Annotated in this window: 28 protein-coding genes; 10 read left to right on the top strand and 18 right to left on the bottom strand. The window is 41.9% G+C overall.

Annotated elements, in window-relative coordinates; genetic code table 11:
* Positions 1-235: 235 nt before the first annotated feature.
* The gene (locus tag H6G69_RS00475) at positions 236-826 is read right to left on the bottom strand and encodes a DUF2808 domain-containing protein (protein ID WP_190680473.1); all 591 of its coding nucleotides are present in this window, start codon (positions 824-826) and stop codon (positions 236-238) included.
* A 346-nt stretch (positions 827-1,172) separates the two neighbouring features.
* Between H6G69_RS00475 and H6G69_RS00480 the strand changes: the two genes are divergently transcribed.
* Entirely contained in the window at positions 1,173-1,667 is a 495-nt protein-coding gene (locus tag H6G69_RS00480) for a hypothetical protein (protein WP_190680474.1), read from the top strand.
* A gap of 143 nt (positions 1,668-1,810) precedes the next feature.
* On the opposite strand, the gene H6G69_RS00485 is transcribed toward H6G69_RS00480, so the two are convergent.
* The 3 genes from H6G69_RS00485 to H6G69_RS00495 form a co-directional block, all read right to left on the bottom strand.
* Positions 1,811-2,113: a TMEM165/GDT1 family protein gene (locus H6G69_RS00485; RefSeq protein WP_190680476.1), complete on the bottom strand. Its 303-nt coding sequence runs from the start codon at positions 2,111-2,113 to the stop codon at positions 1,811-1,813.
* Positions 2,114-2,208: 95 nt separating this feature from the next.
* Positions 2,209-2,625 carry a TMEM165/GDT1 family protein gene (locus tag H6G69_RS00490; RefSeq protein WP_190680477.1) on the bottom strand — a complete coding sequence of 139 codons (417 nt, stop codon included), beginning with the start codon at positions 2,623-2,625 and terminating at the stop codon, positions 2,209-2,211.
* Positions 2,626-2,718: 93 nt separating this feature from the next.
* A complete protein-coding gene (locus H6G69_RS00495) occupies positions 2,719-3,069 on the bottom strand; it encodes a YkgJ family cysteine cluster protein (protein WP_190680479.1) in 351 nt (116 codons plus the stop codon).
* 130 nt (positions 3,070-3,199) lie between these two features.
* On the opposite strand from H6G69_RS00495, the gene psb30 reads away from it, so the two are divergent.
* On the top strand, positions 3,200-3,334 hold the full coding sequence (psb30, locus tag H6G69_RS00500; RefSeq protein WP_062296431.1) for a photosystem II reaction center protein Ycf12/Psb30: 135 nt from the start codon (positions 3,200-3,202) through the stop codon (positions 3,332-3,334).
* Positions 3,335-3,452: 118 nt separating this feature from the next.
* On the opposite strand, the gene H6G69_RS00505 is transcribed toward psb30, so the two are convergent.
* The 5 genes from H6G69_RS00505 to H6G69_RS00525 all read right to left on the bottom strand — a co-directional run bounded on the left by H6G69_RS00505 (position 3,453) and on the right by H6G69_RS00525 (position 9,521).
* The gene (locus H6G69_RS00505) at positions 3,453-5,600 is read right to left on the bottom strand and encodes a DHH family phosphoesterase (RefSeq protein WP_190680481.1); all 2,148 of its coding nucleotides are present in this window, start codon (positions 5,598-5,600) and stop codon (positions 3,453-3,455) included.
* A gap of 203 nt (positions 5,601-5,803) precedes the next feature.
* Entirely contained in the window at positions 5,804-6,841 is a 1,038-nt protein-coding gene (locus tag H6G69_RS00510; protein WP_190680483.1) for a zinc-dependent alcohol dehydrogenase family protein, read from the bottom strand.
* 161 nt (positions 6,842-7,002) lie between these two features.
* Positions 7,003-8,010: an aldo/keto reductase gene (locus H6G69_RS00515; RefSeq protein WP_190680485.1), complete on the bottom strand. Its 1,008-nt coding sequence runs from the start codon at positions 8,008-8,010 to the stop codon at positions 7,003-7,005.
* Between the two features lie 531 nt (positions 8,011-8,541).
* Positions 8,542-9,060, bottom strand: coding sequence for a cyclophilin-like fold protein (locus H6G69_RS00520; RefSeq protein ID WP_313950107.1), 519 nt, complete (start codon positions 9,058-9,060; stop codon positions 8,542-8,544).
* A complete protein-coding gene (locus H6G69_RS00525; protein ID WP_313950108.1) occupies positions 9,060-9,521 on the bottom strand; it encodes a cupin domain-containing protein in 462 nt (153 codons plus the stop codon). The genes H6G69_RS00520 and H6G69_RS00525 overlap by 1 nt, the downstream gene beginning before the upstream one ends.
* 246 nt (positions 9,522-9,767) lie before the next feature.
* Here H6G69_RS00525 and H6G69_RS00530 point away from each other — a divergent pair, with 246 nt between their 5' ends.
* Together H6G69_RS00530 and H6G69_RS00535 are read left to right on the top strand one after the other, a co-directional pair.
* On the top strand, positions 9,768-10,751 hold the full coding sequence (locus tag H6G69_RS00530; protein ID WP_190680486.1) for an AraC family transcriptional regulator: 984 nt from the start codon (positions 9,768-9,770) through the stop codon (positions 10,749-10,751).
* A 57-nt stretch (positions 10,752-10,808) separates the two neighbouring features.
* Positions 10,809-11,567 carry an ABC transporter ATP-binding protein gene (locus H6G69_RS00535; RefSeq protein ID WP_199335641.1) on the top strand — a complete coding sequence of 253 codons (759 nt, stop codon included), beginning with the start codon at positions 10,809-10,811 and terminating at the stop codon, positions 11,565-11,567.
* Positions 11,568-11,836: 269 nt separating this feature from the next.
* Here H6G69_RS00535 and H6G69_RS00540 read toward each other — a convergent pair whose 3' ends face one another.
* Complete coding sequence (locus H6G69_RS00540) at positions 11,837-12,367, bottom strand: orange carotenoid protein N-terminal domain-containing protein (protein WP_190680489.1); 531 nt, start codon at positions 12,365-12,367, stop codon at positions 11,837-11,839.
* A gap of 214 nt (positions 12,368-12,581) precedes the next feature.
* On the opposite strand from H6G69_RS00540, the gene H6G69_RS00545 reads away from it, so the two are divergent.
* A complete protein-coding gene (locus H6G69_RS00545; RefSeq protein ID WP_190680492.1) occupies positions 12,582-12,953 on the top strand; it encodes a hypothetical protein in 372 nt (123 codons plus the stop codon).
* A 99-nt stretch (positions 12,954-13,052) separates the two neighbouring features.
* On the opposite strand, the gene H6G69_RS00550 is transcribed toward H6G69_RS00545, so the two are convergent.
* Both H6G69_RS00550 and queG read right to left on the bottom strand, forming a co-directional pair.
* Positions 13,053-13,685 carry an HAD-IA family hydrolase gene (locus H6G69_RS00550; RefSeq protein WP_190680494.1) on the bottom strand — a complete coding sequence of 211 codons (633 nt, stop codon included), beginning with the start codon at positions 13,683-13,685 and terminating at the stop codon, positions 13,053-13,055.
* Complete coding sequence (gene queG, locus H6G69_RS00555) at positions 13,675-14,631, bottom strand: tRNA epoxyqueuosine(34) reductase QueG (RefSeq protein ID WP_190680496.1); 957 nt, start codon at positions 14,629-14,631, stop codon at positions 13,675-13,677. The genes H6G69_RS00550 and queG overlap by 11 nt, the downstream gene beginning before the upstream one ends.
* A gap of 370 nt (positions 14,632-15,001) precedes the next feature.
* Between queG and H6G69_RS00560 the strand changes: the two genes are divergently transcribed.
* A complete protein-coding gene (locus H6G69_RS00560) occupies positions 15,002-15,421 on the top strand; it encodes a ketosteroid isomerase family protein (protein ID WP_190680498.1) in 420 nt (139 codons plus the stop codon).
* A gap of 212 nt (positions 15,422-15,633) precedes the next feature.
* Here H6G69_RS00560 and H6G69_RS00565 read toward each other — a convergent pair whose 3' ends face one another.
* The 3 genes from H6G69_RS00565 to H6G69_RS00575 form a co-directional block, all read right to left on the bottom strand.
* On the bottom strand, positions 15,634-16,059 hold the full coding sequence (locus H6G69_RS00565; RefSeq protein WP_190680500.1) for an anti-sigma regulatory factor: 426 nt from the start codon (positions 16,057-16,059) through the stop codon (positions 15,634-15,636).
* A 3-nt stretch (positions 16,060-16,062) separates the two neighbouring features.
* A complete protein-coding gene (locus H6G69_RS00570; protein WP_190680502.1) occupies positions 16,063-17,736 on the bottom strand; it encodes a SpoIIE family protein phosphatase in 1,674 nt (557 codons plus the stop codon).
* 189 nt (positions 17,737-17,925) lie between these two features.
* Positions 17,926-18,642: a response regulator transcription factor gene (locus H6G69_RS00575; RefSeq protein ID WP_190680503.1), complete on the bottom strand. Its 717-nt coding sequence runs from the start codon at positions 18,640-18,642 to the stop codon at positions 17,926-17,928.
* A 718-nt stretch (positions 18,643-19,360) separates the two neighbouring features.
* Here H6G69_RS00575 and H6G69_RS00580 point away from each other — a divergent pair.
* Positions 19,361-20,113: a WecB/TagA/CpsF family glycosyltransferase gene (locus H6G69_RS00580; protein ID WP_190680505.1), complete on the top strand. Its 753-nt coding sequence runs from the start codon at positions 19,361-19,363 to the stop codon at positions 20,111-20,113.
* Positions 20,114-20,356: 243 nt separating this feature from the next.
* Positions 20,357-21,100, top strand: coding sequence for a cell division ATP-binding protein FtsE (gene ftsE, locus H6G69_RS00585; protein WP_190680507.1), 744 nt, complete (start codon positions 20,357-20,359; stop codon positions 21,098-21,100).
* 25 nt (positions 21,101-21,125) lie between these two features.
* Here the strand turns inward: ftsE and H6G69_RS00590 are convergent, their stop codons facing one another.
* Positions 21,126-21,905 (bottom strand): hypothetical protein, encoded by a 780-nt coding sequence (locus H6G69_RS00590; protein WP_190680509.1) that lies wholly within the window; start codon positions 21,903-21,905, stop codon positions 21,126-21,128.
* 328 nt (positions 21,906-22,233) lie between these two features.
* The gene (locus tag H6G69_RS00595; protein ID WP_397326856.1) at positions 22,234-22,809 is read right to left on the bottom strand and encodes a hypothetical protein; all 576 of its coding nucleotides are present in this window, start codon (positions 22,807-22,809) and stop codon (positions 22,234-22,236) included.
* A gap of 500 nt (positions 22,810-23,309) precedes the next feature.
* Between H6G69_RS00595 and H6G69_RS00600 the strand changes: the two genes are divergently transcribed.
* Entirely contained in the window at positions 23,310-24,212 is a 903-nt protein-coding gene (locus tag H6G69_RS00600; protein ID WP_190680512.1) for an alpha/beta fold hydrolase, read from the top strand.
* Between the two features lie 14 nt (positions 24,213-24,226).
* On the opposite strand, the gene H6G69_RS00605 is transcribed toward H6G69_RS00600, so the two are convergent.
* Positions 24,227-24,760 carry a DUF4330 domain-containing protein gene (locus H6G69_RS00605; RefSeq protein WP_190680514.1) on the bottom strand — a complete coding sequence of 178 codons (534 nt, stop codon included), beginning with the start codon at positions 24,758-24,760 and terminating at the stop codon, positions 24,227-24,229.
* Positions 24,761-25,037: 277 nt separating this feature from the next.
* On the opposite strand from H6G69_RS00605, the gene H6G69_RS00610 reads away from it, so the two are divergent.
* Complete coding sequence (locus H6G69_RS00610; RefSeq protein ID WP_190680516.1) at positions 25,038-25,892, top strand: M48 family metallopeptidase; 855 nt, start codon at positions 25,038-25,040, stop codon at positions 25,890-25,892.
* Positions 25,893-25,918: the final 26 nt, after the last annotated feature.

A 25,918-nucleotide genomic window follows, 5' to 3' on the forward strand; every position in this document is an offset into this window, starting at 1 on the left:
AGTAGAAATCCTATTTCAGGGTAACTTAGTACAACATGTTATTAATTCGTAGCGAATCCTCTGCGTACCTTTGTCTTGAAAAGTTTGCTCAACGGGGGGAACCCCCGCACGCAACTTTTCGCTGCGCTTATCTCCGCGCTACTTTGCGTTTAAATTTCAACCCTCAATTCGCTCCGATTGTAGGCGAAGCTGTGCTTAGTATAAGACCAAAATCTAGAGGTTTAATTGCAAATTACTATGGCCAAATACCATAAAATCCCCTAGGCCAAAACAGTGAATCATTATGGTTATAAAACTGCAACCTACCAAAACCTAAAAATTGACCGTGGGACTTTTCTCCTGGGGGAAACGCCGTAACACCAAACAGGTAAACACCCGTATTTCGGGGATTTTGCCAGGGTTTGAGACCAATTGTAATAGTTTGACCTGGAGATACTGGCGGGTCAAATGTTAAGCTAACAGTTCTTGTTTTGGGATCGCTGACTATATTTTTTAATCCTAGCTTTTCTCCTCTACCAGAACCCTTACCTTCAAAAGCTACACTGTCATTTAAATCAAAGTGAATATGATCTACTCCCTCACGCTGGTTAATCGTCAGCCGTTGTAAACCTTCGCCGGCATTTTCTGGCAAGCTGATTGTAAAATAGTATGTCGCACCCCAGACATAAACTTCGTTGTAAGTGGTGGTGGTTTCAACTAGGCGCGGCGGTTGAGCAAAATAGACTGTCCCATCTGGCAACTGAATTGCTTGAGTTGGCGACAGAAGGCATCCTTCTATTAAACTTATACTGGCGATCGCTGCACCCAAAAACACTCTAGGACGCATGACTTTTTTTTGATGACTGCTTAATTCCTATTGTAGTTTGGGTGCGTCAAGGCTACATTTCATCTACTTTATAGCCAGTGCGATCGCACTAATCTAGCCTTGCTTACTAGCTTGCGTTTCTAAACTTTCGTTACATTTTATTTACTCCGTCAGTCTATCTAGGAGTTAAAAAATCTACTCCTTACCACCCATTCCCTACTCCACAAGCAATTTAGAAATCAAGTAGGATTGCTATATTTTTATACTCACAGTTAATACTAATTTGCAAAAGTTAATTGATATTCGTTGTCAAAGTCACTCTTAAAGTTAGACACTAATAGTAAGAGAGCAGCAATTATTTTGTATTATGAATACCCTTACGACAGGTGCATTCAAGCGGTCAATTTGGCAACCCGCCATTCTGTTGACCTTGGGATTTTGGTTAAGTGCTAGTGTGATTTTAGATTGGGTAATAATGCCTACCCTTTATCTTTCTGGCATGATGAACGGTGCTAGTTTTACTACAGCTGGCTACGCAATTTTTTGGAATTTTAATCGCATTGAATTGTTATCGGCGGCGATAGTTTTAACTGGGGTATTAGCTTTAAGCAAAACCAAACATAACTGGCATCCTAACACTATTGTTTTTGCTATCATCTTGCTAACAGTATCTTTGCTAGAAACGTATTTTTTAACTCCTAATATGTGCGCTGCTGGAATTCATCTCAATATGTTTGAAACATCTACAATTCCAGCAACAATGAATTTACTACACGGCGGTTACTGGGTGTTGGATGCAGTTAAGCTGGTAACTGGGGGAATATTGTTAAGCCAATGCTGGCGGATGCAAGCTGAAGAATAGAGAGTTGGGAGTGGGGAGTAGGAAATAAAAAACTTTACGAGTATTTCCTGTGAATGCAAATAATCATCCCACTTGCCAAAATTAGATATTAAAAAACTCCAGTTTTTTTAGAAAGACTGGGGTTTTTATTTTCCAGTAATAATTTATGGTGTTGGTTCAGAATCTTGTGATTCTTCGTTGTTAAAAAATAACAGCCGTGCAGCGAGGATAGCAAAACCTACAGCCGCGATCGCTTTTAAAATACGTGTAGGTAATACTTCTGCAACTGCACCACCAGCCAATGCGCCTAAAAGACTTGTCAACAAAAGTGCGCCTGCTGTACCAAAAAATATCGCCTTTTGAGACTGACCACGGCTAGAAAGTGCGATCGCAGCTAACTGGCTTTTGTCACCTAATTCTGATAAAAAAACTGTAATAAAGCTTATTCCTAAAAGATGCCAATCCATAAATTTAAGGGGAGTAGGGAATAGTGGTTCGGCTTACCTCGACTTTGCTCGGCACAAGTCGCTCACCAACCGGGAGTGGGGAGTAGGGATATAAATTAACCTTGCAATACATCCCAAAACAGCATGACTGAAATCAACAGCAACATGACTCCGGCTGATTTTTCTACAGTTTTGGGACTGAGGCGGCTAGATATCCAACTACCCAAAAGTACACCTAGTAAACTAGTAGTGATAAGTGCAGCCGCAGAACCGAGAAACACTACCCAAGGTGCATGAGATTCTGCACTCATTAACAAGGTGGATAGCTGGGTTTTATCACCAATTTCGGCAAGAAATATAGTAACGAAAGTTGTGCCGAACACTGCAAAAGCTGATTCCCGCTTTTTGGGACTCTCAGTAATTGCAGGTTGCTGTGGTTCAATAGTGGCAGTAGTGATTTGATTTTTGGCGTTTTCTTGGAATTCTGGCAGGTCTTTTGCAGAAATAGCTACAGGTGCAGTGTCAAGTTTCACAGGCGTAGTTTTGTTGCTAGGTAATTTTCATATTTCTCTCATTTTCTCAGATAATTGTAATAAATTGCAACTGTATTGCGAAAAACGACATAATCATAAGCCAACAGCTTTGTCGAAGCGCAGCATTTCTAAAGAGCGATCGCCATATACCCCTTCAATCTGTTGGCGACAGCAATCTATAGCAAAATCATTGAGTTCTTCTGGCTCAATACCATACATATCTTGAAATGCTTCTGGTTCTACACGGCAGAAACGCGGGCGGTTCGGGTAAATCTGGCATTCTCTTGTCGTATGGTCAAAGTTAATGCACCAGCCATCTTCACCCACCATACTCAAGTAAAGTTCCAACTCTTCTGGTGAGAGATATTCGTGTATGTCTGGACGATCTGCAGGTTCGAGATTACAGCAGGCTCCACATTGTTTGACACATTGCCAGTTTGCCATTTTGTGTTTTTTCCTATAATTTTGTTAAGTAAATTAAAATTCACATACCGTTGCCGGATATGATCAAATGCGGGTTTTGCAACTGATTGATTATCGAACTTTTTAAGACGATTGGGAGGAAAGAGAAAAAATGTTAGACGGTATTATTAGCACTTTCACCAGCATCAACTGGGAAGTTATTTTCCAACTGCTCTCTGTTGCATTAATTGTCATTGCTGGCCCAGCTGTAATTTTTGTCCTGGCTTTTCGCAACGGCAACCTGTAAGAGTGCTGAGTGTTGAGTTATGAGTGCTGAGTGAAACATCAGTATTCATGACTCAGCACTTATATTACATTTTAAGTCTTGAATTATACTATTAAAGTCTCAAATCTAAGTAGAAAATTTATTGTAATTCTGACTCCTGAATTCTGACTCCTGAATTCTGCTGTATGTATGATAATGCTTGTAAGGCTGCTTGGATAATGGAATCATACGGCGGTTGAGATACATCAACCTCTATAGCTTCTTCACGACTGGTTCCCAACAGGCCAATTATACGTTCTGGGTGCATGACTAAAATTTTGCCTTCGGGATTTTTAATTCTTAGTTCTGGTAAAAAATTGTTTTGATAGATGCCACAAGTATACTGACGCTGCTTGTACTCAAAAGTGGTTCTGAGTGGTTTGGGTGGCGAAGTGTAAAAGATTTGCGTTGATGCTGTTGTTAATCTTACGCCTGTTAATTCCAACTCAATAGTAGTGTTGCCGTTAAAAGTGTTTTCGCGCAATTTGTAAGCAATATCAACTCGCTTTGGTAAAGGATAATAATCTCGCCAACGCCAAGCGATCGCCTTAACTATATACTGCTGATCATCAATAGTTTGCGCTAGTGTCACCTTAATATGACCCTTGCCGACAATTTGCTGTTCGATGACTTGCACGTTTGGTGTCCAGAAAACTGGGTCGGGGTTATCAATTCCGCAAGGATGCAGCGCATTTAGCTGTAGAAAAAGCTGCTGATTAATTTGGTTAAAGTTAGCTTGAGCGTCAATTTTCAGCAGTGGCTTGAGGTGTTGCGGTTCTAGACACTGGTTAGCAAAATCAATTAAACGCGATCGCACCAATTCTAAATTTTCTGCTGGTAAAGAAAACCCACCCGCCGCTTTGTGACCGCCGAATTTGCCTAACAAATCTCGACAATATTCCAATGCTTCAAACACATGAAACTCAGGAATTCCTCGTGCAGAACCGCGTATATGTGTTTCATCTTCATACGTGCCGATAAATACAGGCACACCATAGCGTTCCACCAAGCGAGAGGCGACAATCCCAATCACCCCATGATGCCATTCAGGTTGGACAACAACTAATACCCTATCATGTTGTAAAGACGTTATATATTGTGTCTCTACAAAGGCGATCGCTTCTTGTTCAATTTCCTCGCACATTTGCTGACGGCTGGTGTTGGTTTGTTCGCACTGCATCGCTCTTGTCAGCGCAACTCCCATATCATCGGTAGTCAGCAAATCAATCACTGTCTGCGGATCGCCAATTCTACCAACTGCATTAATCCTCGGCCCAAGACGAAAGCCGATATCTTCTGGTTTGAGTGACTTAGAAGAATTTTTCTCCCCTGCCCCCCGTCCACTGAGCGTAGCCGAAGTGCTGCCCCCCTGCCCCCCTGCCTCTTTCGCTTGTACTCCGGCAATTTGAATTAATGCTTGCACACCAGGTAATTTAGATTTGGGTAAATGCTTTAAACCACGTTTTACCCAACGGCGATTCACACCAGTTAAGGGAGCTAAATCTGCAATGGTTCCCAGGGTAAATAATTCTAGCATTGGCTGGATTAAGCCTCTAGTTTCGCCTAGCTGTTGTGCGAGACAGACTGCCAAAATATAAGCTACGCCAACACCAGCGACACCGCGATAAGGTGAAGATTCGGAGATGAGTTTGGGGTTGAGAATAGCATCAGCTGGGGGTAATTGTTGCGGAATATCGTGGTGGTCGGTGACAATGACACTTAATCCCAGTTCTTTAGCTCTAGCGATCGGTTCATACGCAGAGATGCCATTATCAACAGTTAGTATCAGGTTGACACCTTCTTCGTGAAATTCTTCAACGATGCGTTTGTTGATGCCGTAACCTTCGTGCATCCGGCTAGGAATTGCATAATCTACCTGCGCGCCTAAAGCCCGGAGACTTCGCAGTAGTAATGCAGTGCTAGTCATCCCATCTGCATCATAGTCTCCACAGATAGCGATTTTACTTTGAGATGCGATCGCCTGGTGCAACAACTCCACACTCATTGCCAAATCAGGAAATTCTTCCAAAGGCGAAGGTAAAACTATCGATTCTGGTTCTAAAAATGCTTGTGCTTGTGCTGGTGTTTCAATGCCACGATTAATAAATAACTGGCTGATGATGGGAGAAAGATTCAGAGAAACTGCTAGTTTTTCGGCTAAATCTGTTTTTTGTAGGTAAATTTGCCAACGCTGATTCGGTAAGCGCCTAGGAAGTTGTGAACGTTCAGGTAAAGGTCGGTTCAGCACAGTGAAAAACAAATAAGTTAGGAGTTCTTGCGTAACTCTTAACTGATAACACTATATTAATGTCGAGAATAGATTTGTTTCATAGATATTTTTGTTTCGCACCCAGACAAAGCAAGGTTGCAGGGTGCAAGAGGGAAGAATCTCCCCCTACTCCCTGCTCACCTACCTCTTCTCTATTTTTCAAGCCAAAGGTATAAATCCTGTTAAAGTTTTACCATAACCTTGATTGCTTCGCGGCTATCCATTGCTGCGTACCCTGCGGGAACACCATCGAGTTCGACAGTTAAATCGAGAACAGCAGAAGCATCAAGTTTGCCGGATACAGTATCGGCTAGCAATTCGGGAATGTAAGCACGGGCGGGTGCAACGCCACCTTGTAATGTGATGTTCTGCCTAAATAAACGACCTAAATTGAAATTATGTCCACTGCTATGTGGCACACCGACATACCCAATCGCACCACCGGGACGGGCAATACCAATCGCGGTTGTCATTGCTGATTCATTCCCGACACACTCAAGTACTGATTCTACACCGCCTTGGGTAATCTCTTGCACAGCCGCGATCGCTTCTTCGCCTCGACTGCTGACAACATCTGTTGCACCAAAACGGCGCGCAATCTCCAAGCGTGATTTGTGCCGCCCCAGAATAATAATGCGTTCAGCACCAAGTCTTTTAGCAGCCAGCACGCCACATAAACCTACAGCCCCATCGCCAACGACTGCAACTGTGCGGCCTGGGCGGACGTGTGCTGAGACGGCAGCATGATGTCCGGTTGACATCACATCAGTAAGCGGCAGAATGGCGGTGAGCAGATCGTCATCATTTTCAACCTCATTAGGAATCACAACTAATGTGCCATCGGCCAAGGGCGAACGGATGGCTTCTGCTTGTCCACCATCATTGGTGCTTCCCCAAAAATTACCTTGTAGGCAAGAGGTTTGGATGCCTTTACGGCAGAACTCACAAGTGCCATCGGAAAACGCAAAAGGAGCCAGGACGCGATCGCCTTTTTTGAGAGTACGAACCTCAGATCCAACCTCTTCCACAATTCCCATCCATTCATGTCCCGTTCGCCAACCAGGTTGCCATTCTTCTTCCCCACGATAGAACCACAGGTCAGATCCACAGATGCAGGCGTGAGTAATTCGGACAATGGCATCTGTAGGCTGTTGAATCACGGGATCAGGAACATTTTCAACTCGGACATCACCAGGGGCATAGTAAACGGTTGCTTTCATCGAACAATCTCCTTGTGAAAAACTGAGGCTTACTTTTTTTGTCAGTTACGAATCTGAGGTAGAAAATTTAGCACTTGAATTTGGATCTGCTCGTAACTTAATTTGGCTGGAAATTCTGGAGGGATAGATAAACAAACTTTACTGGTAATTATTTTTACCCTTTAGCGACCTGTCATTTGTTCCAACTTCTCAGGATACCTTGCACCTTGCACTGTAATCTTAGCGGCGGCATCATCGATGTCACGTAAATCTTCAGGCGTAAGTGTAACTGAGACTGCGCCAATGTTTTCCTCTAAACGATGCAGCTTTGTAGTACCTGGAATTGGTACAATCCAAGGCTGTTGAGCCAACAGCCAGGCCAGTGCAATCTGGGCTGGTGTTGCTTGCTTTTGTTGGGCGATGCTGCCAAGAAGATTAATCAAAGCTTGATTCGCCTTGAGTGCCTCTGGTGTGAAGCGAGGCAAGGTGCTGCGAAAGTCGGAACTGTCGAAGGTTGTGTTTTCGTCAATTTTGCCAGTCAGAAAGCCCTTACCCAATGGGCTGTAGGGAACAAAGCCAATTCCAAGTTCAGATAACGTTGGTATCACTTCTGCTTCCGGCTTTCTCCACCACAGCGAGTATTCGCTTTGCAGTGCCGTCACAGGCTGAACGGCGTGGGCGCGGCGGATTGTTTGCACTCCGGCTTCAGAAAGTCCAAAGTGCTTCACTTTACCTGCTTGAATCAGTTCCTTCACTGCTCCTGCAACGTCTTCAATTGGCACGTTCGGGTCAACCCGGTGCTGATAGAGCAGATCGATCGCCTCGACCTTAAGCCGCTTGAGCGAGCCTTCCACAGCTTCCTTAATATGTTCCGGTCGGCTATTCAATCCTGGCGAACCTTTCATACCCCGGGGATCAGAATTCGGACTGATGTCGAACCCGAATTTGGTGGCGATGATTACTTGGTCGCGGAAAGGAGCGAGGGCTTCACCCACAAGCTCTTCATTCAAGTACGGGCCGTAAACCTCGGCAGTGTCAAAGAATGTAACACCGCGATCGACGGCAGCCCCTATCAGAGCCTTCATTTCCTGTATGTCTTTGGGTGGGCCATAAGAAAAGCTCATACCCATACAGCCCAGCCCGATCGCGGAAACTTCTAAATTGCTGTTTCCAAGTTGGCGCTTGTGCATTTTTTGAACTCCTATGTTTGTACTAAATAAAGGTCGTCCGAAAGCCTCAAAGGTCTGGATTAAGGATGCTTGTCTCAGTTTTTAGGGATTTTAGGGATTTTCAAGAAATAAGTGATTCATTTTGTGGGGCGGGCATACTTCAGCAAGCTCAGTACAAGTCTTGCCGCCCTCAGGACTGGACGGGTGAGGACACCCATCCCACAAGAAAATTGTGGATATTTTTTTACTTGGAAGTCCCTTATATGCAACTGCTACAGTTGCACGCTTACCGACTGAGATGCTGATTGAAAAAGGATGTAAGTTTTTCCCAGGGAATCAAATTCACTCGGTCATACAAATCGACATGTCCCGTATTTGGCACGATGTAAAGATCCTTTGGCTCGGCTGCGCGTTTGTAAGCATCTTCGCTGAACTCCTTGGAATGTGCATCTGCCCCTGTGATGAACAGCATAGGACGAGGTAAAATCGTCTCAATGTCGTCGAAAGGGTAGAAATTCATGAATTTGACGTTAACCCAACAGATTGACTTAGTTACTGCGATCGCACAAGTTCGATTGTCACTTTTACAGAGCCAGGCACATTCAATGCCTCGATGTCACCATCTATTTTTCCGAGGATAACAAGTCCGTTTGAGTAACCAAAATCTCGATAAAACATCGCCAAATTTCCCCAGGGAGCATAATAAGCAATATCTCCAACAGCCGGATCACTGCCTGGCGGTGCATCTTCTGTAGATAATTTTCTTGATAAATAACTGATTTTTTCGGTTTTCGCGTAATCTTCTAACGTCAGCGTTAATGGCAGCAGGGAAATAAAATCCTGAGTGGTTTTGCTGTCGATCAAAGTAGCTGTAACTACTTTGTCTTTGACCTTGATGTTGATCTTCATACTATCTGCCTGCTTGGTTGATATTTTAGTCGGCATCTTTGATGAGGCACTGCTAGTCAGACTGTTGTTGGCACGACAGGCTGAGTAACTCACTGACATCATTAGGGCAAGAACCAAAATCAGCATTTTCTGTGGATAGTTTTTCCGCTTGATGGCAAGCACTAAGAGTTTCCTCCATACTGCTCGTCGCTGACATACTCCAGCCAGTCCACAGGCTTACCATCAAGCCATTCTTGAATAGCGATGTGGGTCATTGCTGTGGTTGCTGTAGCACCGTGCCAATGCTTTTCACCCGGCGAGATCCAAATCGTGTCCCCTGGTCGAATTTCTTCAATAGGGCCGCCCCAGCGTTGTACCAGACCATAGCCAGCCGTCACGATTAGGGTCTGTCCTAACGGGTGAGTGTGCCATGCAGTCCGAGAACCAGGTTCAAACGTGACACTAGCTCCAGACGTGCGTGCAGGCTCGTGTGCCTCGAACAGGGGGTCAATGCGGACAGTGCCGGTAAAATACTCGGTCGGCCCTTTGGCGGAAGACTGTGAGCCACTTCTTTTGATGTCCATTTGTTTATTCCTTCTCTTGATGCTTTGCATACTTGTTATCCCAATCGTAGAGTTGAGCATTTATCGCCTCTTCTATCAGTGGGGATGAGATTTTTTCAGAAGCAAGGTTAGTCTTGACACCCTGTATGGTTTTCAGTGGGCGAGTATATTGCCCAATCAAAACTGAATTTTCTCTTGAATAAAAATCTAGAATACCTATAAAAAGTCGGAATCATTTTTTATTGCTGTAGCTTCATTCTAAGGATATTCAAGGAACAGCAATAGAATGATCGTCTAAGATTGTTGTACAATCCTGCAAACTTAGATATGAACGCTGTTAAAACGAGTGACAAGTCCGATACGGATTTCATCAACAACCAACAAGCAAAACGTGAGGCAGACAGAGCGCAAGCCAACCGAGACGAACTGACTGAGCGCATCTCACAGGCTATTCGTCATGATGGGGCAATTGAGCCACTAAAAGGATTGCAATTTAACCGCGCTTCCTCCCCTTCGGAATGCGTTCATGGTATCGCTGTCCCGGCTTTTTGTATGATTGCTCAAGGCAGTAAAGAAGTGCTTTTAGGCAAAGAACGCTATCAGTACGACCCGATGCATTATCTACTGGCTACGGTCGAACTGCCAATTGTCAGCCAAATTTTGACAGCATCCAAGGCGCAACCATACCTGAGCCTCCGCCTTGATCTCAACCCTACCCTTGTCGGTTCAGTTATGGTTGAGGCAGGTTATTCTTCACCATCAAGGGGTGCTAATGTCAAAGCGATTGATGTGAGTCCATTAGATGTTTCTCTTTTGGATGCTGTAGTCAGGCTGGTTAGACTTTTGGAAAATCCAGCCGAAGCGCAAGTAATGATGCCACTGATAACGCGAGAAATTATTTACCGACTTTTGATAGGAGAGCAAGGTAATCGGCTGCGTCATCTTGCAGTTTTGGGTGGCTACACTCACCACATTGCGCTTGCCGTCAAGCGAATTCGCCAAGACTTTAACCAGCCAATTCGGATTGAAAGCATCGCACGAGAACTGGGAATGAGTGTTTCAGGTTTTCACCATCACTTCAAGTCTGTCACTGCGATGAGTCCTTTGCAGTTCCAGAAGCAACTGCGGCTCCAAGAAGCTCGTCGTCTGATGTTGGGGGAAAATCTTGATGCTACCAGTGCGGCTTACAAAGTCGGATATGATGACGCTTCGCACTTTAACCGGGATTACAAACGGTTTTTTGGTGCGCCACCAATGCGCGATGTTGAGCAGCTACGACAAGCGGCAACTATAGGTAAATTCTGTGGATAACTAAATGCAAAGACTATCCTAGAAATAGCAAGTAAATTTATTAATAACTAAATATTTATGACAACTGTTTCTCTCACCGATTCTTTAGTTAATAACCCCATACCAAAATCAACAATCATTCGCTTAGAAAATATCTTTAAAGTCTATGGTAGTGGCGAAACCGAAGTCAAAGCACTCAATGATGTTAACCTAACTATCAACGAAGGCGAATATTGTTCGATTATGGGGCCTTCTGGTTCAGGTAAATCAACAGCCATGAATATTATTGGTTGTTTAGATCGTCCGACTTCTGGACATTATTATTTAGATAACGTTGATGTTGCCCAAATGGATGATAAAGCCTTAGCACACATCCGTAACAAAAAATTGGGGTTTGTCTTCCAACAATTTCACCTCTTACCCCAACTCACAGCCTTAGAAAATGTGATGTTGCCAATGGCTTATGCTAATGTTGACCCAACAGAAAGACGCGATCGCGCTACTGAAGCTTTGATTAAAGTAGGCTTAGAAAAACGCCTCAACAACAAACCCACTCAACTTTCCGGTGGACAACAACAAAGAGTAGCGATCGCTCGGGCTATTGTCAATCGTCCCGTCGTCCTCCTCGCCGATGAACCCACAGGCGCGCTTGACTCTCGCACAACTCAAGAAGTCTTAGATATTTTCACTGAATTAAACACTAGCGGTATCACCGTAGTCATGGTGACTCACGAACCAGAAGTCGCTCGTCAAACCCAGCGCATCGTCTGGTTCCGTGATGGACAAGTGGTACACTCAAACCTTACACCAGCCGATTTAAATCAAGTAGCGGGTTAGAGGCTAGAGGCTAGGGATACCTCGTATGATTAGGGACTGCTTGATCAACTATAAATCAATACGGTTCAGTTAAGAGAATAGTAGGTTGGGTGTAGCGATAGCGTAACCCAACAAAGTATGCGTGAATGTTGGGTTCCGTTCCTCCACCCAACCTACACCAGTCTAAGTTGTTGCCTTAACTGAACTGTATTGAACTATAAATCTAGAGATATTTATAGCCGTATCCACATAAGGTCAACTAGCCCCTAATCTCTAGCCCCTAGCCCCTTTTAAAGACTTGGTGTTTTGCCAGTTTCGGCTTGTGTTTCTATTGGTTGAACCTCAGTGTAGCCCATTTCGCCAGCGATCGTTCTAAACACTGACATTTGCTCTTCAAAATCCAATCCTTCTATTTGAGACATTAAATCATCAATTGCATTATCTGGTTCATAATTATCAGGGAAGCCAACTACACTATCACCCATAGCGACTGCCCAAACATACCAAACTAACAACTGATTATTTTCTTTTATTGCACCGTAAGCTCGAGAATATTCTGTATCTTTGCGCTCAACTATGTCGCGCATTACATTTAGTTGTTCTGCGTCTGATAAATTGAGATAATCGTTTAATAAAAGTGGTGCTAATTCAGGTTCAGCCGCAGCTGGAGCAGCTGGCGTAACGGCTTCACCCATTTCTTTATAAACAAGATAAAACCATGCTAATTTAGCATCAGTATCTAAATCATTAAAGGCTTTGACAACATTTTGAGTTTTATCGCTTAACGCTTGAGGAGCGTTTTTTTCGTAACTTGCAGTCATAATTTATCTCCGGGAATTTAACATATCAAACTAAGAGTTAACAAATTTTGATAATTGCATTCTCCCCCCCAGAGATGGAGTTATTTTAAATATCAATAAAAACTTATATCTATCTTTGAATAGAGGTAGTAATCTCTCTTCAGAGGGCAGAAATCTAACACCTTGCTTGAGTACAATCGCCCTCAGCATATAAAATTACACAAGGTGTTAAATTATGGCAGATACAATAAAACCAAATCCCAATGAAGCTACTACCCATGATGCACAATTAGCCGCAGAAAATATGGCTAGTGGTGAAGAAAAATTGCAAAAAGTAGATTTTGATGCTGATTACGCAGCCGCACAACAATTCAGCGTTAGTGATGTAGATCGTACTCCCGAAGGAGCCGCCGCAGCCCAAGCCGCAACCGCACCTAGATTTGAAGTTCCAGAAGCGGAAGAAAGAACCACTGAAGCACAAGCAACAGGTAATCCTGATGATTATTTAGATTTAGCTAAAGAAGTTGGGGGTTCTGAATCTGAAGGCGTATCAAATGTTAGCGATGATTTAATTAAAAAAGCTCTAGAAAAAGGTAAACCTCAATAAAGTATGAAGTGTGAAGTATGAAGTGTGAATTGTTATTCTTCATGCTTCATGCTTTATTTATGAGGATTTGACGATTCATTTTTGACTTAGTGATTAACACTAATTTTTCACAACGTCTAGCAGTTCACTGGGATGATGAATTAAAAAGTCCGGTTTTTGCTTAGATAAAACTTCAGGAGAATTAAACCCCCAAGTGACTGCAACAACTTTAATATTGGCTTTTTTTGATGCTTCTATATCTCTAGTTTCATCACCAACATAGAGAATTGATTGGGTAGGAATTTGCTTTTGCTTTAATACATTATTGATGATTGTGGTTTTACCAAAAATAGTTACTCCAGAATAAATAAAATCAAACAGATTATCCATGTCATGGTTATTCAGAAAAGCTGTGACGTTTTCCTTTGAGTTAGATGTAATAATTCCTAACTGATAACCTTGATTTTTAAGTTCGATGAGAGCTTCTATAATTCCAGGAATCGGTTGAAATTCATGAATTTTATTTTTGAGTTCTGATTTGACTTTTTTCACCAAAAAAGGAATTTTGATGAGAGAAACACCTGAATACTTGATAATTTCTCTAGATGTTAAATTTCTTAAATAAGCCAGTTGTTCAGAAGTGATTTGTTTGTAGCCAAACTCTGTAGCTAAACGATTGGCAATACCTATAAGAGCATCTACAGTATCCGCGATCGTGCCATCGAAATCAAAAACAATTACTTTATGAGTCATTATTTCGCCTGGATACGTCAAGATTAGCACGGGCATTCCGTCTTAACATTTCTGGCTTAATCCGCCGCAACGCTGATGCCGGAAATTGTCTGTCCCACTCTTCATCTGAGATTTTTGCTAATTCTATCAGCTTGGGTGCAATATTCCCAGGATAAGGTTGGAAATCTGCCACGTCAGTTGTTTGGGCAAATCTTTGATTCCAAGGACAAACATCTTGGCAAATATCGCAACCAGCAACCCAGCCTTGTAGGTGTGGCGCGATCGCTTCTGGTATTTCCCCGCGATTTTCAATTGTATGATATGCAATACATCGATTAGCATCAACTACAAACGGTTGCGTAATTGCATTTGTAGGACAAGCTTCTAAACAACGAGTACAACTACCGCAATGTTGGGTATGCGGGCGATCGCTTTCTAGTTCCAAGTTTGTCACAACTTCGCCCAAAAATACCCAAGAGCCATACTCTGTTGTAATCACATTGCCATTTTTCGCAATCCAACCAATACCAGCTTTTTGCGCCCAAACTTTATCTTGCACCGGGCCAGTATCGGCATAGTATCTGGCTTTAATCCCTTCACCTAGTGATTCTAAGTAGCTAGTCAACAGCTTGAGTTTCTTGTGCATCACTTTGTGATAATCTCGCCCCCAGCCATAGCGCGAGATTTTGGCATATTCCTCGCCATCTGGACGCTGATGCGGAGTGTAATAATTTAACGCTACACACACAAGCGATCGCGCTTCCGGCATGACTAAATGAATATCTCGCCGCTTTGGGTTATCCATCCAGTCCATATCAGCGTGATAACCTAACCTTATCCACGCTTGCAGCCTGTTAACTTCCGTATTATTACTCTCATCTACAGCAGTAATTCCAACTTTATGGAAGCCTAACTCCAAAGCTTTGTCTTTGACTGCACTACTACTGATAACTGAACACTGATTCATTTTTTTGAGCTAAATACTGCCCATTTTTGAGCGCTGTAATTATACCTTATACAGTTAATACTGCCATAGAAAAATTTACACACATTCCATTTGTAAATTTTATTTGCAATTTGTTAAGAAATAATGCAACACTGGAAAGCAAGAGGCAAAACTCTGATGCAAATCTTGGATTTGAGATTGACTCACGAATTAGTTTTAAGATACCTCCCAACCTCAATGAATTGCCAAAAGCTGTTCCCAGATTTTTATCTGGGAACAAATTCTTTCTTAAGAAGTACTGGAGATTGATAATTTACCTCGACAGCTGCTTTTTTTCTAGATATTTTTATATTCAAATTGAATTTCAGTAAGCGTAACATTGGCTAATTTTATGAAAGCTGCTGAGTCTCCAGAAAAAATTGAAATTGCCGGAATTACAGAACCCTCTATTGTCAATTATTTTACAAGTCTAAATGCTGGTGAATTCCGCGTTACAGCTGCATTGTTCGCCGAAAACGGAATCATGCGCCCACCTTTTGAGTCTGATCTTGTCGGACGAGATGCGATCGTCGCATACTTACAAAAAGAAGCCCAAGGCGTGAAAGCATATCCTCATCAAGGAACTATTGAAAACTTAGACAAAAACCAAATCCAAGTTCAGGTAACAGGTAAAGCTCAAACCGCTTGGTGTGGTGTCAATGCAATGTGGTTATTTATTTTGAACGAACAAAGAAAAATTGCTTACACCAGAATTAAACTGTTGGCTTCTCCCCAAGAATTACTCAATTTGCGTCCAGAGACTAGGGGATAGAGGCTAGAAAAGATAGTTTTTCATATTTGCTTGTCATACTTCTCATTACTATAACCTCTGGTAGTGTGGGCATCTTGACTGCCTATTTCAGACAAATTCAACCTAGAGCCTATTCTTGTCATCCGACACCTAATCTTTTGATTAGCAAAAAATATAGGTAGCCAAACTTAAGTCAGCCACCCCATCCCAGACAAAACTCTATTTTTCTTTTATTATTTCGCCAATTCGGGAATTGTTACTTCTAACTTTAAACAGTTAGCACCATCGACTTGCAATTGGTACTCTACCTTATCCATTAACCGATTCATAATTAGCCATCCATAACCTCCTTCTTGTTTATCTAAGGGGTTAGGTGCTAAGTAGGTGGACATATCATAGCCTTCGCCATAATCCCAAATTTCTAAAGCAATATCTCGTTCTTTCAGTTCTAAGCGCAGTAATACTGGTAAATTGGGTTGCTCTTTGTGGGCATGGCGAACCACATTAGAGTAGGCTTCTACCAAAGCCAGTCGTAAACGGCTTGATTGGCGAGACCAATCAACAGAGTCTCCTAACTGGACTTTCAAGCATCCTAATAACCAGCTTTCGACGATGTTTAAATAATTTAAATCACTTGGTACATGAAGCTCACTTTTCATTACTTATATAACCTCCAATGAAAGTATAGTTTGATCGTCTTCTTGAACTTGGTTATCGGTTTGGATGCGAGCTAATAAATGGTTTAAGGAAAGTGGTTCTGGCTCCATTTGTAGAAGTTGCCAAAGACCTTCTTGATTTAGCATAGAATGCTTGACTGCTGGCACATTACTATCAGCTTTGTTACCGCATTGTAGTAGCTCATTTGATACTGTTGCTTCAGTAATCCCATCACTAGCTAACAGTAAGGTATCACCAGAAGAAAGCAGTAAACGTCCTGATTGTGCTTTCCAAGTAGGCAAAATCCCCAGGGGAATACCGCGTACTTTTAGATAGTTGGGTTGTTCGGCTGATGAGGCTTGGCGCGACCAAAGCAGAGGATATATATGCCCAGCATTAGCATAAACTAGTTCTTGAGTAGCAGGGGTATAACAAGCTAAGACTAAAGTGATGAAACAATTGTTGCTCATCAAGTCATTACACAAAGCATGGTTGAGATTTTGAATGATTATGTGAGGTTCTGCTGGCGTTTCTTGAGACAATTCCCGCCGCAATACAGAAATTGCACTAGCCATAAATAAAGCCGCAGGTACACCTTTGCCAGAAACATCACCCACCGCTAACCATAAATCGCCTTTAGGATGAACAAATACCTCAAAAAAATCTCCCCCAACTTCGCGTGCAGGATAGCAACAAGCTTGTAACCTTGCACCTTTAATCTCTGGTAAAGTTTGCCGAAGAAGGTTGTGCTGAATTTGGCGAGCAACTTCTAATTCGGCTCTAATTTGCTCTTGCTTTTCTTGCAAGCGTTGATAAAGTTTTGCCTGAAAAAGAGCTATGGCTGCTTGGTCAGCAACGCCTGTAATTAATTGGATATCTTCTTCTGACCAAGGCTTATCGCATCCCATTTGGTCAAGTGCCAGTACAGCCAGGAGTTGTTGTTGGTAGGTCAGTGGTACAACTAAATGGTTGCAGGGCTTGTCATCAAAAATATCTTGACTCAGTTGGTAATAACGGGTTTCCAGAACTTTTTCAAACAAACTTTCATCGAAAGTAGAACTTACTAAAGAAGATTTTGCATCTTGATAGGAAAATTTATCCTTTGTTAAACGATCTCCTTCTACAGGGATTAATAAACAACAAGTTGCATCAAAAGTTTGCCCAATTGTCGCCACAATTTTTTGCAACATATTGCCATAATCAAGCGACTCCCGAATTGCGGTTGTTACCTCATTAAATAATGATTCTCTTCTAAGAGAACGGCGTAATTCTTGGGTGCGTTTCTTAACTAAGCGATATGTTTCAGTGGCTTGTTCAACTAAGATTTTCAGACGTTCAGGATTCCAAGGTTTAGTAATATATTTGAAAACTTGACCAGAGTTAATCGCATCTACTAAATCCTCAACATCAGTAAAACCAGTGAGTAAAATCCTGATCGTATCGGGAAAGCGTTCTACGGTGCGGCTAAGAAATTCTGTACCGTTCATTTCTGGCATTCTTTGGTCAGAAATGATTACTGCCATCTCCCCTTCGGTCTCTAATATTTCCAACGCACTTAGGGCATGATTCGCTTTGAATACTTGAAAATCTCGCCTAAAAGTGCGGTAGAGTAAATCCAAGTTATCTAGCTCATCGTCAACAATCATGAGCTTGAGCTTTTCTACCTCTGTTTCAGTCATACTTGACTTTAATTTCCAATACTTGTGTGGCGAGATAATACAATTTTTATCCCACCCAGATACAATCTACAAACAACTAAACAGCCAGCCTTAATTTAGAGAATTTACTTACTTTGAAGGCAATAAATTTACTCAAAGTTAAGCTGTTTGTTGAAATTCGCTTCAGGGTGATGCCACCCCAAAACCACTTCATCCGACTAACCCAGAACGCAACGCACGTACGGCTGCTTGGGTGCGGTCATCAGCGCATAGCTTATTCAAAATATTGCGGACATGAGTTTTGACAGTGCCAACTGTGATGTATAGTCGTTCGGCAATAACAGCATTGCTACAACCTTCGACAATTAACTGTAACACTTCTAACTCTCTTTCTGTCAGGGTATAAGGGTCAATTACCTCCTCATTTTCACTAGTTTCTTCGTTTTGAGTAGTATTTTTGTTATCAGATGTAACAGTTTCCTGTTTAGGTGAATTTTGTTGTGCTTGTTGTAACACAATTCTGGCGATCGCGGGATCAATCCAAGCGTTGCCATTGTATGTGACTCTTACGGCTTCTAGCAAATTATCAAATTTAATGTCCTTCATACAGTAAGAATCAGCACCAGCCGCGAAAGCTGCTAATACTGCTTCTTTATTATCTCTAAGTGTTAAAATTAACACTCTTGTAGCCTCTTCACCAGTAGTAATAGCTTTGATTTCTCTTGTCAAGGCAATACCGTCTTTATCTGGTAAACCAATATCAACAATCGCAATATCTGGTTGTAACATTTTGAGCAGTTTGAGGCCTTCGGCGGCATTAGCAGCCTCTCCTAGCACTTCAATTTCTTCTTTTTGCTGTAGTGCTGTGCGAATTCCGACACGGGTGAGATCATGATCTTCAATCAAAACAATACGGATTTTACTCATGGTCAACTTCTGCCCATTAAACTAACTGAACTGTCAAACCGAGTTGATTCAAAAATATTTACAGATGCAGTTAAAAATCATTTGTAAAAATAAATATATGTAGACATATTGGCTAAGTAAGCCTGGTGGTTAGTGACCATGCTTTTGGAGGATATCAGCTTTAAAACGTGAAATCAGCATAGGTTTATCTTAGGCACAAGCACTTCACCTCAATAAATTTAGATTGTATTTTCTATTTTGACAGGGGAACAAACTCGAATGGAACAACCAGATGAGAGCTACTTCCAATAGTTTCGGATGGTAGCGAACAAATGCTGCACTCTGTATGAGACTGTTTGAGTTGATTCAATTTGAGGTTAATGAAAATAACCTACTTTTTTATGAGTATACTGGTTGAATTACAACAGATTCATATTTGTTAAATACTTAGTGTCATCAGCACAATGCGATCGCGGGTAAAAATTGCGATCGTCTGTTTAATGATGCTGAAACATTACCAGATGACTAGTAACTAGACTGATAAAAAATTTTTATTATTAAAAAATCGGTATCAGTCCTAACTTTATTTACTGGCATCTTCTCAAAGAAAGAACTGGCAACAGTTTAGCTCTGTAATTTATTAACTAAAACTTGCCTAAAATTCCCCAGGCGACTTATTAAAAAATTTGATAAACTATCGTTCGAGACAATCTGGTGTGAGGCTAATCAAGAGTAGGCTATGTCTAAATCGCCTAAAGTATTTTCGGTATTAGGAATACCAGTTCATGTCATGAGTAACTACCCAAGCTGGTTGCTAGAATGCGTGCAACAAAGCCGAGGTACTCATGTCATTACACTCAATGCAGAAATGACAATGCAGGCAGAGCGAAACAGTACCTTAGCCAAGGTAATTCACGATGCCGAGTTAGTAATTCCCGATGGTGCGGGAGTAGTTCTGTATTTGAAGTGGCTTTTTTGGCAAAAAGTTCAACGTTGTCCGGGAATTGAATTAGCTGAGACATTATTGCGCGAACTTGGGCAAAAACAAAAAGGTACAAAAGTCTTTTTTTACGGTGGCGCACCGGGAATAGCAGCCGCATCAGCAAATTTCTGGCAACAGCAAGCTCCTAATTTACATGTAGTAGGTACTCATTCTGGCTATCATTCTCCAGAAGAAGAAGAAAAATTACGTCAAACCCTAGTGCAGTTGCAGCCTCAAGTGATATTGGTGGGTTTGGGAGTACCACGCCAAGAATTATGGATTGCGCAAAACCGTCATTTATGTCCTCATGCAATTTGGATTGGTGTGGGTGGTAGTTTTGATATTTGGTCAGGATCAAAAACCCGCGCCCCTGCATGGTTAGGTAATAATAACCTAGAGTGGTTGTATCGATTGTATCAAGAGCCTTGGCGTTGGCGACGGATGTTAGCTTTACCAGAGTTTGCACTCAAAGCTTTTGTTTATCGCTTGACGGAGAAAAGTGCAATTTAGGGAGTAGGGTTAGGGGAATGGGGAATAGGAAAGAAATCAAAAATCAAAAATCACGACTCCCCACTCCCTAATTAGAAAGATTGTAGTTACTACTGAAGACTTCAAAAAATTTTAATTTTTGCTCTTGGATTTGTGATTCCTGGGTGTTACCTGGGAATCCTTATTTTTAAGGCAATCTTTCACTGATATTTTTGAGGTTTTTAGCATTGCTATAGCTCTCATCAAGTTCATATATTTCTGTAAATGAGAACCGTGGTAACAACTCCAAGCAAGACGGATACAAATTTTCCCGCAGATGCTACATCTCAGCAGCAAAGTAGTAATAGTCCTACTGTACAATTACGCTCTGTGACTAAAACCTACGAAAATGGTTGTCATGGATTGTTAGAGGTGAATTTAGAGGTTAAACACAAAGAATTTTTATTTATCACAGGGCCAAGTGGTTCAGGTAAGTCAACTCTTTTAAAATTGCTATATGGTGAAGAGTTGCCCAGTCAGGGGGAAGTGATTGTCAATGGTTTTAATGTTACAGCTTTAAGAGGCGATCGCTTATCACTGTTGCGGCGACGCATCGGCATTGTGTTTCAAGATTACAAACTCATTCCCCAAAGAACTGTGGCGGAAAATGTCACATTTGTTTTGCAAGCTCAAGGTTACACGCGCAAAGAAATTCAAAGGCGTTTAGAACCGACATTGAAACTGGTGGGTTTGCTATCAAAAGCTAACTGTTTTCCTGACCAACTGTCGGGTGGGGAACAACAACGAGTCAGCATTGCTAGAGCAATTGTGGGAACGCCACCATTACTTTTAGCTGATGAACCAACCGGGAACCTTGACCCTGATAATTCCTGGCAAGTTATCCAAATCCTACAAAAGTTAAATTCTTTTGGCGCAACAGTGATTGTTACTACCCACGATGAACAATTAGTACGGCGCTGTAATCATCCGGTGGTACAAGTCCGCAACGGCAGACTTTATCGGAAATGAAGTATGAGATTACTTCTAAAGTCAATTAATAGTTTAAAACTTGAGATTTTTGGGTTTTGATTTTTAACTTGGCTGGTTTGAGCGGAGTAGGGGTGCTAGATGGTAGATTTTGTAGTCTGTCTAAAGTTTGTAAACTTTCAAAAGCTGCGTCTCGAATGATCGGCTCTTCCTCTTTAGTGAGTAAAATTTGTAAGCATTGGGTGACTTCTTGCTGGAGTGAGGAATTTACTGGCTGACGAGAGATGAATTTAGTTAATTGACGTATAGCAAGCAAGCGTTTTAGTGGGTCTTGTTCGGTTAAATTGAGCAACCACTGATCTAATAAGTCTGGATCTTGATTTGTATAACGGCTGAAAATTTGCCACAGCAGCAAAAGTAAAATTAATAGGGTTCCCAAACCTTGCAAAATTGCACCAGCAGCAATCAAAGGACTGGAGGAATCAACCCAAATTGTCGCTGCCATATAGGTGCTAACTGTAGCAATACCACCGCTAGCAACAGCTAAGACTAACTGACGATAGGGGCCATTAAAAAATTTTGCCATTTCTGACCAGTGCGATCGCCAATTCCATCGCCCAGATGTGTAGGCTAGTAGCATCACCCCTATGCCAACTACAAGGGCCAACAGTAGTTTCCAGTTCCACAACAGCATCGCCACAACAATTGTGAAAACGCTGAGAATACCGCCTGGCCCGGAAAAAGGCTTGAAATTTTGCTGCTTTAGACTTCCCGCATGAAAAACTGGAAGTGACCAGTCAAGGATCTGGTTGATTAGTTGCTGCAAAGAGTACGAAGCCTTTGCCACGGTTTTTACCTATTTGTTTACGAGATTTTCTAATATATATCTTTTACCAGGGTTTAGCCTCAGGATAAAGTCAATCTATTGTGGATTTGAGATTTTGGATTTGAGATTGGCTTGAAGCACGCTGGGGATAGCGTTAGTCGTTTGTTCCGTAGCCTTGGCTGCAAGCTGGTTCAGAATCATCCCCAGAGGGAAATTGGCACGGATAAATTTAGCTAAATTATTCACTTATCCTTTGTTATATGCAATAGCCAATCAAAAAGCGCAAAGTCTAAGCGAATTTACTCTCCGCTTAGACTTGGTAAGTGAGGATAAAAGATGATGCTAAAAATTAAATACAAAAATGAAAATCATCAATGGTGAATTGCCCATCAAACGCACAGAAAGTGACAAACTGGATGTTACTTGCTGTGACTGACAATAAAGTATTAGGTGGCACAGCCGAATCAGAATTAGCCAGATTAGCACCAGGGAGGATGGTTTGCCCCAAAAGTTGCCGATCGCGATCGTAAGCAGACATTACTAATCGCTGGGAACTGGTAACATAAGCACTAACATAGTTCACAGGTTGTAAGAAACTGGCTTCGATCAATCCGCTTTTGGGCGAACCCATTAATACTATTAGCCCTGAATGAGAGGGAAATGCCGGATTTGAAGGTTGAATTGCAATGGAATTTTGAAAAACTACACCCCATTGCTCATACTGGCGTTCTACAGGTTCAAAACATTTTAAATCTTCTAAGTTTAAACATACACATACTGGCACACCAGTTCTAGCTGTCTTGAGCGTGTCTTGTAGCTGTCCCCGCCATGCTGGGGCTACATAAACATCACAATTTTCCAGTACATATTTACAATCCGCAAACTTTAGTGCTGTATCCGATTCAAGAGTAGCCTGCTTTACCACAACACCCCGCCTTACCATTACCTAGAGAACAAACAGATCAGTAATTATATTTAAAGCTATTTTTATTAAATGCAGAATAGCTATTAATTTTAAGTATTCTGGCTATTCTGTAAAGTTGAAAATATTCAGTGACTTTTCTGATAGGTTATCATAAAAAACTTTGAGACTTAACTTGTTTAAGTAATGGAGACTACTTGATAAAATGCCTTTGCTACAGTATTTCCAGGCAAATACACTACTATTAGGAGACAAAAAAATCACTAAATCTTTACACCAAAGCCAGTAATTTTACATCTGCTTAATCTGACGGAAGCTAGAAGTCAACAAGCAGTAGGTTGGCTAATAATATCAATATTAAAAGTCAACATTTGCGAATTTAAGTATCTTGAGTTGGGCAGATGTGAGTTATTGAAATTGGATGTCAGAGATTTTCTCCAGACACCCTATGTAATTACATATCTCAACTCTTTATTCCACCTTTAGTTTTTCTTCACTGTTATATGTTTCAGCCACAAGGATTTGAGCAACGCTCTGTTATGACATCGTTAGGCAGAATGGTATATTATACGCCTGCTGGTGTACCTTGGCAGGAAAAAACGATCGCCAACCCACAAACCGAATCTTTGGTGTTTTTGCATGGCTTTGGCGGTGGTTCTTCTGCTTATGAGTGGTCAAAGGTTTACCCAGCGTTTGCCAGTGAGTACCGGATTTTGGCTCCAGACTTAATTGGTTGGGGGAGATCAGAGCATCCAGTCCGCAATTACCAGATAGATGATTATCTAACAACGATTCGGGAATTTTTGCAGCAAACTTGTACAGGCCCAGTAACTGTGATTGCTTCTTCGTTAACTGCAGCGTTGACAATTCGAGTAGCGATCGCTCATCCTGAATTATTCCAGTCTTTAATTCTCACTACACCCGCAGGACTAGCTGATTTTGGTGAAGATTACTCGCGCAGCTTTTTTGCCCAGTTAGTCAGCATACCTTTTATTGACCGCTTGCTTTATAGTACAGGTGTAGCCACCGAAGCAGGTATTCGGAGTTTTTTAGAGCAACGCCAATTTGCTCAACCTAACCGCGTTTATCAAGAAATTGTCCAGGCTTATCTGGAATCAGCCCAGCAACCTAATGCTGAATATGCAGCCCTATCTTTTGTGCGGGGCGACTTGTGTTTCGACTTATCGCTTGATATTGAAAAGTTAACAACTCCCACAGCAATTATCTGGGGACAAGAATCGCAATTTACTGGCCCCCATATTGGTCATCGTCTAGCTCAGAAAAACCCCCACGCTATCCGAGTATTTCAAAAGTTAGACGATGTTGGATTAACACCACAGTTAGAACTACCAGCAGTCACCATTGGCTTAATTAAACAGTTTTTGCCTTTAGTCAATGGTCAATAGTCAATGGTCACTTGCTATTTATTTTGCAGTCTGACATCAATCACAGTTGCATTAAAGTTGTAGTTATAACCTTCTAGCTCAAACGGCATACCAATTTTGACTTTGCTGTTACCCAAAACTGGGCCATCAGGGGTGGCGAGAGCTTTACCTTCTAAAGTCAAAAGCATATCCGTACTGAAATTGTTGCTTCTGGGATCTTTTACTTCCTTAACAGAACCATCCGGTTGTGTGGCTAAAATTGTTCTGTCTAAAGTTTGAACAGATTTAATTCCAATCTGTCCATAAGGTTGATTGCGGATGATTACATTCGTTTTTCCGCCTTTTTTGAAGCCATTGTCAAATAGTCTTTCGGGATCGCGGACATTTAAACCGCGAACGGCCAAATCTACTTCAATGGGGACTGTTTTTGAGCCAACTTGCGCCACAGAACCAGAGGTTCCGGGAAAAAAGAAAATTCCCACGATGACCAGGAGAATTACAAGTGCAGCACCTAAGTCAAGAATGTTGATTTTGCCGAACAAACGACCTTTGGAATCAAAAATAGCCATAAAAATTTTCCTAAATACAAGCGAAGTAATTGATTGTAGCAACAAGTTTTATGAGGGACACGGCAATATTTCCCACGGAAATCGGACTTAAAGGTGGTAGGTTGGTGCAGCCTTGCGACAGTTTATCACGAGTTGAAAAATTCGGTGTGCAATCAAACAGGCGAGTGCTGATTATCTCAGTAGCCTGAGGTGGAAAATGCAACTTAAGCAAATCTAAATTCGTCTTGGATTTTGTTTGATATTCTCTGTTTTTGCGAAATTATCATCAGAAGTGCTTATGATGACTTGGAAAGATTTTGTGGCAAATTATCGTCGGTGGCGGCGTAGTTGGTTATATCCGGTGATTTCTGTGGTAGTGGCTTTGAGTGTATGCGTGACTACAGCTACACCAGGACGCGCTATAGATTTATTACCCTTGTTATTTCAAGGCGCGCAAATACTCCAGCTTTCTAATATATCCGATCGCCAGGAAGTGGAACTGGGCAAGCAGATGAACGAGCAACTGCAAAGTGGAGAAGTTCGATTGTACCGCAATGCAGAGGTGAATCGTTATATACAAGAAATTGGTAAGCGTTTAGCAGCTAATAGCGATAGGCCTAATCTACCCTATACATTCCAGGTAGTAGAAGACAACTCAGTTAATGCTTTTGCCACTTTGGGTGGTTTTGTTTATGTCCACACTGGTTTATTGAAAACTGCTGATAATGAAGCGGAACTAGCCAGCGTTATTGCCCATGAAATTGGTCACATTGGTGGTAAACACTTAGTTAAACAAATGCGACAAAGGGCTTTGGCAAGTGGTGTAGCGACAGCCGCAGGTTTAGACCGCAATCAAGCTGTAGCCATTGGTGTAGACTTAGCACTTAACCGTCCTCGCAGCCGTCAAGATGAATTTGACGCTGATAGAAGAGGATTAAGAACTTTAACAAGAACGGGTTATGCCCAGTCTGCTATGGTTTCTTTTATGCAAAAATTACTCAAGAGTGGCTCCGGGCCGACTTTCTTGAGTACCCATCCAGCAACTAGCGATCGCATCACTAATCTCAAACGCGCGATCAACACTCAACCTAGCAGCGCGCGGGCTGGATTGGATGAGTCTGCTTATCGGGCAGATATCCGACCATTACTTTAATTGTTAATTACGCAAAGCAAAGTGAC

Origin of the sequence: Nostoc sp. FACHB-110, assembly GCF_014697425.1 — a bacterium.
Taxonomy (GTDB): Bacteria; Cyanobacteriota; Cyanobacteriia; order Cyanobacteriales; family Nostocaceae; genus Nostoc_B.